General features: G+C 33.8%; 9 protein-coding genes. 2 read left to right on the forward strand and 7 right to left on the reverse strand.

The genetic code is table 11. The annotated features are described in order from the left end of the window. Window positions 1-44 precede the first annotated feature (44 nt). The 5 genes from ACQKOF_RS24605 to ACQKOF_RS24625 all read right to left on the reverse strand — a co-directional run bounded on the left by ACQKOF_RS24605 (window position 45) and on the right by ACQKOF_RS24625 (window position 3492). Window positions 45-437, reverse strand: a complete 393-nt coding sequence (locus tag ACQKOF_RS24605) for a DUF378 domain-containing protein (RefSeq protein ID WP_427562898.1) — start codon at window positions 435-437, stop codon at window positions 45-47. 302 nt (window positions 438-739) lie between these two features. Continuing rightward, complete coding sequence (locus ACQKOF_RS24610; RefSeq protein ID WP_427562901.1) at window positions 740-1231, reverse strand: methylated-DNA--[protein]-cysteine S-methyltransferase; 492 nt, start codon at window positions 1229-1231, stop codon at window positions 740-742. Then, a complete protein-coding gene (locus ACQKOF_RS24615; protein WP_427562903.1) occupies window positions 1215-2132 on the reverse strand; it encodes a DNA-3-methyladenine glycosylase family protein in 918 nt (305 codons plus the stop codon). The genes ACQKOF_RS24610 and ACQKOF_RS24615 overlap by 17 nt, the downstream gene beginning before the upstream one ends. 4 nt (window positions 2133-2136) lie before the next feature. Then, entirely contained in the window at window positions 2137-2700 is a 564-nt protein-coding gene (locus ACQKOF_RS24620; RefSeq protein ID WP_427562906.1) for a bifunctional transcriptional activator/DNA repair enzyme AdaA, read from the reverse strand. 21 nt (window positions 2701-2721) lie between these two features. Beyond that, window positions 2722-3492 (reverse strand): isocitrate lyase/PEP mutase family protein, encoded by a 771-nt coding sequence (locus ACQKOF_RS24625; protein ID WP_427562909.1) that lies wholly within the window; start codon window positions 3490-3492, stop codon window positions 2722-2724. Window positions 3493-3791: 299 nt separating this feature from the next. Between ACQKOF_RS24625 and ACQKOF_RS24630 the strand changes: the two genes are divergently transcribed. Next, window positions 3792-5594, forward strand: a complete 1803-nt coding sequence (locus ACQKOF_RS24630; RefSeq protein WP_427562911.1) for a sensor domain-containing diguanylate cyclase — start codon at window positions 3792-3794, stop codon at window positions 5592-5594. A 53-nt stretch (window positions 5595-5647) separates the two neighbouring features. Here ACQKOF_RS24630 and ACQKOF_RS24635 read toward each other — a convergent pair whose 3' ends face one another. Continuing rightward, window positions 5648-7114, reverse strand: a complete 1467-nt coding sequence (locus ACQKOF_RS24635) for a M20 family metallopeptidase (protein ID WP_427562914.1) — start codon at window positions 7112-7114, stop codon at window positions 5648-5650. Between the two features lie 28 nt (window positions 7115-7142). Further along, window positions 7143-8360: an MFS transporter gene (locus tag ACQKOF_RS24640; protein WP_427562917.1), complete on the reverse strand. Its 1218-nt coding sequence runs from the start codon at window positions 8358-8360 to the stop codon at window positions 7143-7145. A gap of 174 nt (window positions 8361-8534) precedes the next feature. On the opposite strand from ACQKOF_RS24640, the gene ACQKOF_RS24645 reads away from it, so the two are divergent. After that, window positions 8535-9845 (forward strand): hypothetical protein, encoded by a 1311-nt coding sequence (locus ACQKOF_RS24645; RefSeq protein ID WP_427562920.1) that lies wholly within the window; start codon window positions 8535-8537, stop codon window positions 9843-9845. The last annotated feature ends 43 nt before the right edge of the window (window positions 9846-9888 follow it).

Genomic DNA, 9888 nt, shown 5'->3' on the forward strand with positions numbered 1-9888 from the left:
CAAATGGTCACCAGTTTTTTTGGGTAATATCGATAAACTAAGGGTTATTTTTTGTTTTTGTTTTTAGTTTTATTTTTGCTATGTGAATCCTTTTTTTCTTCTTTTAGTACATTAGTTGTTTTTAATGCCGTAAAATCTGCTTCATCACCAAATTCCATACCATAGCTTGGATTTCTGTCTATGCGAGTATGATGATCATGATCTTGATTAAGATTTAGATCAGGATTAAGGTCTTCATCCCCATCAAATCGCATAATAAGCACAGGTAAGGATATTAGTCCTGCTAATCCAACGAATGCATATATCCATCTTGACAATACTGCGGTTTGTCCACCAAACAAATAGGCAACTAAGTCAAATCTAAAAAATCCTATAAGTCCCCAGTTGATTGCTCCTATGATGACTAACACTAAAGCGATTCTATAAACTACGCTCATGTTTACACCTCCTTCACTTGTAAATACGAAGCCAGTTATACATTTGAAATTTATGCTTCACATGTATGAAAAGCGTCGATACTGCAAAAAAACTGTCATAACAAGTGGTAAAATTACAAATACTTATCGAGTAATTAAATCACCCATTTTGACGGTCTTATTTTTAGCAATTGCCGCTTATTTATACAAAACGTATTCCTAGGCTAAGTTATGTTACAAACAAAGGAACGTTAGAAAATCAAAGGTTATAAACCACTTTTTAAATGGCTTATCACCCAAACGTAGAAATAATCATCATAAATTTATTTCTTAATTCCCTTACTATTCAATTTTTCATGTTGTAGTAGCCATTCCTTTCTCCACATCCCACCTGCATAGCCTGTTAATGTTCCGTTTGAGCCAATAATTCGATGGCAAGGAATGACGATGCTTAGATTATTTTTGCCATTTGCACTTCCTACAGCTCTCACAGCTTTTTCATTGCCGATGGAAACGGCAATTTCTTTATATGTTGCTGTTTCACCATAAGTAACACTTTTTAAAGCATTCCAAACCTCTTTTTGAAAGTTAGTACCATCAAAATCATAAGTAAATGTAAACTCATGGCGCTCACCGATGAAATATTCATGTAGCTGTTGTTGGCAATCTAATAAAACTTGAGGTGTATCTTTTTGAGGAACATTTACTATTTGATCTTGCTCTGAAAACATTATTGAATAGACCTCTGTATCAGAACCTACAATTTCAATGATGCCGATGGGAGAATTAAAATCTAATTTATATTGTTTCATCATATAGAGACCTCCATAAATAAAAAGTGGCATAAGCCTCCCAGTCTTTCCAATGTGTTGCGATGTTCTTGATTTTCTCAACAGTCGGCTTACGATTTAATGCTAATTGATTTTTTAAGGCATTATGAAGACCCGCATCTGCAATAGGAAACGAGGTTGGATCTTGTATGCATTTCATCAGCACATAATCAGCTGTCCATGCACCAACACCCCGAATTGACATTAAGAAATTTTTGCTTTCTAAAAAATCTTCCTGTTGAAGCAATTTTTCTTTTGTTAATTGTCCGTTTGTCATGATTTTTGCAATATTTATAATGTACTCAGATTTTCTAGCTGTATATTGTAAGCTTCTTAAGTCGTCCACTTGAATAGCAGCAATTCTTTCAGATGTCGGAAACAGCCAATAGGATTCTCCTTCAAATGTTAAGCATTCTCCAAATTGTTCTACAAATCGTCTTTTTAATGTGTATGCGAATGTTAAATTAATTTGTTGTCCAATAATTGCCCATACGAGGGCTTCAAATAAATCTGGCATGCCTATTATTCGTAATCCATAGTATTTTTTAACGAGAGGCTGCAAAATTTTATCTTTTTGAGCCATTTCATAAAAACTGTGCAAATTTCTTTCTAAATCAAACCATTCACAAATGTACTGTGCAATTTTTTCTAAGTCTCTTTCAGATGGTGCGTGTATTGGAAATTCAACTTTTATACAATTTGATTGATATCCTATTTTACATAAAATATTTTGTCCATCCACTTGAAGCAATTTATATAAATAGCCGTCTTTTATTTGATGCAGCACCTCTTGCTTAGATCTATTTAAAAATATTAAACACTCAGTATAATTAAATGCTGCAGGTGGATTAATCACAATATAGGTTTCGTTATTGATCCAATTCATATCCTTAACTCCCCACAAGGTTTCGATATTCACTTGGTGAACAATATTTTAAGTTCCGAAACACTTTATAAAAGTTTGATGGGCTTTGAAATCCGGCTTCATAGCAAACCTCAAGATTTGTATAGCTTGTATTTTTTAAAAAATATACGGCTTTATCTATTCTTATTTTTTCTAAATAAGCTCGCGGTGTTTCACCAGTTTCTTGTTTAAATAGGCGTTCAAGATGGAAGGAACTTATTCCCACATAATTAGCAATATCCTGTAATGTTAATCGTTGTTTATACTCATTTATTAAATAGGCTGTTACTTTTTTGATGAGTTGAGTATGTGGAGAGTGTTCCACTTCAGGCTGGCACCTTTTACATGCACGATATCCAGCACTCTCAACCATTTGAATATCATCGTAAAATTCTACATTTATTTTTTTCGGCTTTCGCGATTTGCATGAAGGACGACAATAGATTTTAGTAGTCTTTACAGCCGTATAAAATAGCCCATCATATGTTTGATTACAGGCCATAATTTTTTCCCACATTTCTTCAAATGAAAGGTTTATTTTATTGTCCACTAAATTCCATCCCCTTTTATCCTAGTTCTCATATAAAAATGCAGTATTTTGCTTCTCTTGTAATTGGTAAGCATTCATATTTAAATAAGATATGATTTTGTCTGATAGTGCATTGCCGAAGCTAAAACGTTTAACCCCTAATTCTTTAAGCTTATTACAATCCGTCAGTTCAGGTAAAGAGAGTAGATTAATGGGTGCATCTATATTCAAAGTTATTTCTCTTATCTCCTCATCATCTGTTAATCCAGGAATAAATATGCCACTTGCTCCGCTCTCCACAAAGGCCTTTGCTCTATTCATAGTTTCCATAAATGGATTCTGAAGCTGAAAATACGTATCTGTTCTAGCATTAATATAGAAATTTTTATAACCGTGATTATCTAACATCGTTCTCATTTCTGCTAGAAGGTTACAATGCTCTTTTAAATTACGTAATCCCTTTTGTTTTTTGAGATAATCCTCAATATTGATCCCTGCAACACCAACATCTGCCGTCCTTAAAACATTTTCTAAAATTGTTTTCTGATCTTGTCCATATCCCGCCTCAATATCTGCGGAAACAGGTATTTTTACATTGTTTGCAATTGTTTTAATAATGGCTAAGTGTCGATCAAAATCAATTAACTCACCATCTGCATACCCTAGTGAATTGGCAATTCCCCAGCTTGTTGTACCAATCGCTTTGAAACCAACTTTTTCTAAAGTTAACGCAGATAATAAATCCCACGCATTTCCTATAAATAATAGTTCTTTAGCTGAATGTAGCTCATTAAATTCCTGAATTTTTGACATCATGATGCCTCCTTATTACTTATTAGCCATCATATTATCAGGAAATAGATATTCATTTCGTCCTCATTCTTGCTCTTATGGTCTTTGACAATAATCAAGTATGAGAACATACCTAACTAATTATCACAATTAAGTTATTTTAAACCTATATTTAGTGTTCATAAAAAGCCCTAAAAATACTAAATATGATATATTTACATAAAACTCTTTTATAGAGGTGTATTTATTAAGTTCCGTTGTTTTGTCATTACAAAGTCAACCAAATTTAATATTTGAGGAGTAGGAGAAAAGAATAAATAATGAAAAAAAAAATCGTTAAATACATCGTGCTATTTTATATAATCGCAATTATATTTACATTAACGGTACAATTTATTACACCAAGTCATGCTTCAGAGCAATCAGAATCTGTTATATTAGGACAATATTACTCTATTTTTCGTGACTCTTCAAAAAATATTACGATTGATGACATATTAACGGATAAATATGACAACTCCTTTGTTGCTAGTAACCAAAAGTATTTATTCTTTTGGCATACAGATGATACGATTTGGCTAAGATTATACGCAGATGAAATAATAAAGGATAAACAAGAGTCTTACTGGATAGAAGCTACTGATAAGCTAGATAGTATTGAGATGTTTTTAGTGAAAGAGGATGGCTCCTATGAAGTTCAAAAGGGTGGAATTTCATATATTAACGATCAAAACATCAAATTTCGTTCTAACTTATTTACCATTAATGACCCAACTATCAAGGAAATTTATATTAAATTAGACGGTGTATTACCATTGAATTTAATCTCCTATCTTTTTACAACAGATTCTTTTCTAGAAAAAATTATTGAGTATAAATATTTTACAGGGATTTTTTATGGATTTTTATCTGCATTATTAATCTATAATTTATTTTTGTACTTTTCTTTAAAAGAAAAGGCTTATTTATACTATGTTATGTATATGTTAAGTTTTATTCTCTATCAAGGAACATTGAATTCTTTAGATATTGAATTAGCAAGTCAATATTTGCCTAAATGGTATTTTATAAAATCTTCCGCTATAAGTGGGAATCTTTTACTTTTGTTTATGATTCTATTTTGCACAGAGTTTCTTGAACTAAAAAAATATTTACCTCGATCCCACAAAATCGGGAATTTACTATTATGGATCACTATACTTTCTTTAATTGCTTCATTCATTGTCCCTGATGTTACGATTACAAATGATTTTACAATTATTTTTGCTGTAGTAGTCTTTATTTTTCTTTGGTTATCAGGAATATTTGTGTTGTTAAAAGGTCAGAAAATGGCCAGATGTTATTTGGTAGGTTGGACCGTTCTGCTTGGTTCCATTATTGTACAAGCATTGGCTTTTTTAAGTATAATTCCATTCCATCCAGTTATATTTGAGGATATTCCTGCAGTTGGTGCTATTTTTGAATCTATATTTTTATCATTAGCATTAGGCGATAAAATCAATATTATAAAAAAAGAGCATCAGGAAATGCAAAAAATGCTAAATGAAACGCTCGAACATAAAGTAAAAGAACGAACACAAGAGCTAGAAAGGGCAAAACTTGAGCTTGAAACATTAGCAAATACAGATCGCCTTACTCAAATCCCAAATCGTGTAAGGTTAGATTATGTATTAGAAGAAGCATTTGAACATGCTCAACATCAAGAAGTTCCGTTCTCTATTATTCTACTAGATATTGATTATTTTAAAGAAGTAAATGATGAGTTTGGCCATCAAGTAGGCGACTTGGTTTTAATGAACGTAGCAGAGATATTGCAAAATACGATTCGAGAACAAGATACAATTGGAAGATGGGGTGGCGAGGAGTTTTTAGTTATTTGTCCTCAAACTACACTAAATGATGCTGTAAAGCTTTCTGAAAAGCTTCGTCAACAATTAGAAAATCATCAATTCCCTGTTGTGCAACGAAAAACTAGTAGCTTCGGTGTAACTAGCTATGTAGATGGTGATACGCGAAATACATTATTATCAAGATGTGATAAAGCGTTATATCAAGCAAAAGAACGAGGCAGAAACTGTGTTGAATTTTTAATAGAAGATGGCAACGTCTCCTCTTCGTTATAAAAAACAAAAGAAGCGTCAATGACAGTTTTCTTGCCTTGACGCCTCTTTTTCAATTATTCGATTACGTCAGATGAGTATTTGCGGATGTGTGAAGGTTTAACATCTTGAGGAATTGGATTTTGATAAATCTCATTTCCTAAACGTTCTTTTAGCTCTTGCTTTGCTTGTTCAATTAATTCCGGTTGCGCCAGCATCGCAGCAGCAGTGGCAGCCATAACTTTCCCAGCATGAAGCATCCCTTTATGAGCGATAGATGTCGTACCTGTAGCAACGGCCTGCCAAGAATGCAGTTGTGTCCCTTGTGCATGACATGTCGTTGTACATTGTGCAGTTGGGACAACCCAGCTTACATCCCCCACATCTGTTGAGCCTGGCATCGTGATAGTTGTAAATGCTTTATTGTAAGGGAATAACGTTGTTGATAATGCTGTATCCTTTTCCTTTGCAAGTAGCTCTCTAAATACTGGAATAGCGGCCAGACCTCCTCCATTTTTTTCCTGCTCAGAAAGAGTCTTTCTAATCTCAGTAGCAAATTCATAATCTTGTTCACTGAATTGTGGTGTACCAAGTTGTGTAAACTGTTCAAACATTATTTGCTGCATTGTATGGTTTGGAACTAGATTAGAGCATGCTTTGTCAAAGATGATTTCAACATTTGTACCTGTCATTAATGTGGCACCCTCAGCAATCCTACAGACACGATCATAAATTTCATTGACTTGGCTTGTTTTTGGTGCACGTACTAAATAAAGTACACTTGCATCTGCTTGTACAATATTCGGTGATAATCCACCTGTATTTGTCACTGCATAGTGCACGCGTGCTTCTGGAATTATATGCTCACGAAGATAGTTAACTCCCACGTTCATAAGTTCAACGGCATCCAGTGCACTGCGACCTAAATGCGGTGCCTGAGCTGCATGGGCAGAACGTCCAGTAAACTTAAAGGAAGCTTGAACATTGGCTAAGGAGCTCGTACACATCATTAAATTATGGTCAGCGGGATGCCAGCATAAAGCAAAATCTACATCATCAAAAAGACCTGCACGGACCATTAATGTTTTGCCAGAGCCACCTTCTTCTGCTGGACAACCATAAAATCTGATTGTACCAGGAATATTATGTTTTTCCATGTAATCACGTAAAGCTACTGCCGCTGCCAAGGATCCTGTACCGAGAAGATTATGTCCACAGCCATGACCATTTCCCCCTTCTTGAGTAGCAGCTTTCATTGCTGCCCCTCCTTTTTGACTTAAGCCAGAAAGGGCATCATATTCTCCTAAAAAAGTAATAACAGGTTTCCCACTTCCGTAGCTACCGATAAAAGCCGTTTCTAGGTCAGCCACTCCCTTCTCAACTTGAAAACCTTCACTTTCCAATGCCGTGCATAATAATTCAGCAGATTGAAATTCCTCAAAACGAATTTCGGCAAAGTTCCAAATTTTATCGCTGATATTTATATATTTATCTCGCTTCTCTTCAATAATTTTGGATATTTCATTTATATAAGAATTAGACATAAACCTTTCACTCCGTTTTCTATTTTTATTAAGCTGTTGGATTTGTAGTTATTGATGTTTTAGTTCTTAAAGTTGTCGCTGTTAGAATAGGAATTATAACCATAACCATTAAGAACAAGAATGCTGCTGAATAAGATCCATTAAATAGCGAGATGATGTACCCCATTATAGATGGAGATATTGCACCAGCTATCTGACCACCAAAATACATAAACCCTGTTGCCGTTCCAATAACATCATGTGAGAAATATTTAAGTGGTAAAGTTAATATCGTTGTTGTAGCAAACAAGCAGCCCGCCAATGTTAAAGCTTGAAATGTTACAATCATCGTAATTGAAGAAGCGTTCGTCATGAAAAATAAACTAATGCCTGCAATAAAAGCACCAAACATAATTAAATATTTCTCTTTACCAACAGCAAATTTATCAATTAGCCAGCCTGTTAGCACTACAGCAATTAATGCTGCCAACGCAGGAATTATTGCTAGTGCTCCCATCGAAACCATATCTAAATTTTTTGCCTTTACCATATAAGTCGGCATCCACGATGTAAGTCCCCAATTGACAATACTGACGCCAAAGTACATCAACATTAACTGCCAGAGCATTGGCATTTTTAATAATTTTTTTAATGGCACTTTCACTTTAATAGACTTTGCCCCTTCTCTGTATTGAGTGTTTGGCTTTAATAAAAAATAAAGGACAATCGTTAATAGGAATCCTAAAACACCAAAAATAAAGAATAAATTTCGCCAACCAATAGAAATTATTAAAGCAGCAGCTACAATAGTCGAAATCATACTACCAATAGTAGTAGCAGCTGTAAGCGTTGACTTTGCACGACCTCGTTCTGATTTTGGGAAATTGTCCGCAATTGCTAATGAGCTAGCTGCAGGAAAACTTCCTTCTCCAATCCCAAAGAGTAACCGAATCGCAATAAGTGATACAAATGACCATGCAAAGCCAGTTAAAATCGTGAAAATAGACCACAATAGAACCGAAATAAGAATCATACGTCTTGCCCCATATTTATCTGATAAATATCCCCCAACTAACTGCATCACTGCATAACTCATGAAAAAGACACTGATAATTAACCCTGCTTGCGTCTCATTTAAACTAAACTCCTCCGCAATAGGAATAATTGCTACATTCATAGATAGCTTATCCAAATAATTTACAATCCAAGTTAAAAATAAAATCCCAAGAATTATGTACTTCTGATTACTTGTGTTAGACCTTTCCAATAAGAGTCCCCCTTGTGTTTATTTTTGGACATATTAAAGACTGTCTTTAAATGATTATAGAGGATGCTTATGAAAAAAATCAACAAAATTCAAAAAATATGCTTCAATATTGCTATAAGATGCAAATGTCAAATATACTAGAGCTAATAGAAAAATCTAGGAGGAGAATTCATTTTGATTCGAATCGGTGTGATTGTAGCGCATAATTCTCTACAAGATGTTTTACCAATCAAAGAACAATTAAAAGAACGCTGCGAATTAACTTTTTTTACATATAAAAAGCTTTCTGAAATTAAACCATTATATTTAGAAAACTATTTATTTTTTGATGCAGTTGTTATGAACGGCCTAGCCCATTTAGTATTGCAAAGCTCAAATGTTATTTATCAAATACCCACTTACTACTACATGGCAAATGAGCGAGATTTTTATAAAAAGCTATTTCATATCAGTAGAGAATATCCTAACTTGGACTTTTCTAAAGTGACATTTGACTTTAGTGGATATACAGATTTAATTAAATTAGAGGAATTATATTTAAACAATGAAGAGGCACATATTATCCATTTAGATATTACGGATAATTTTTATGGGGAATTATTAGAAAGACATATCGAATTAAATAGATCTGGAAAGGTAGATCTATCTATTACTGCTTTTAGTAATATATTAGACAAGCTTTCTGAGCAAGGTGTGAACGCAGAGCTTATCACAGCATCTCCAGAAACGATTTTAGAAGTATTTGAAAAAGTTATTTTAGAGGTCCGACATAAACAATTATCAGAAAGTATTATGGCGATTGGTGAAATAACAAGTGATGCCTTGATTCCTTCTAAGATAGAAAATACAAATGCAGAATTTAATCAAAGCTTGTTGCATACTACGCTATTGGAATATAGTAAAAAGAATCATTTAACGATGATTATACAAAAACAAAGTGTTCATTTTGAAATTTTCACCTCTCAAAAGGATTTACTAACGATGACTAATAACTTTTCACAAGATGCATTAGTAGAGGCTTTATCGGAAAACTTACCGTTTGCCATTAATATCGGGTGGGGAATTGGTCAAAACATTGATGAAGCTCGGAAAAAAGCACATATTGCCAACCACGAAGCTCACCAACAGGAAAAGCCATCATTTATTATTACAGAAAGTGGTCAACTAATAAGTCCAAATACAGAAGAAAAAGTTGTTTTACAAATGACAGAAGAAACTCCTGAGCTACAACGATTAAGTGAAAAATTAAATATTTCCCTCCTTTTAATCCAAAAGATTCTATCTGTCATTGAAAAAACAAACACGAATGAATTATCCTCTGCTGATATTGCCTTACATTTAGATATCACCATCAGAAGCTCTAATCGCATACTGAACGAGCTAGAAAGTAAAGGCGTTGCTGAATTAATTTATAAGAAGCATGAAAAGCTTCGCGGCAGACCAAAGAAATTTTATAAGATTAACTTTCATCAAGGTGAATCGTAAAGAAGATTGAGTGTCTTTAAATAGCAACTAGCCCTCGCAATTT

Source organism: Lysinibacillus sp. NPDC093190, assembly GCF_050280425.1.
GTDB lineage: Bacteria > Bacillota > Bacilli > Bacillales_A > Planococcaceae > Lysinibacillus.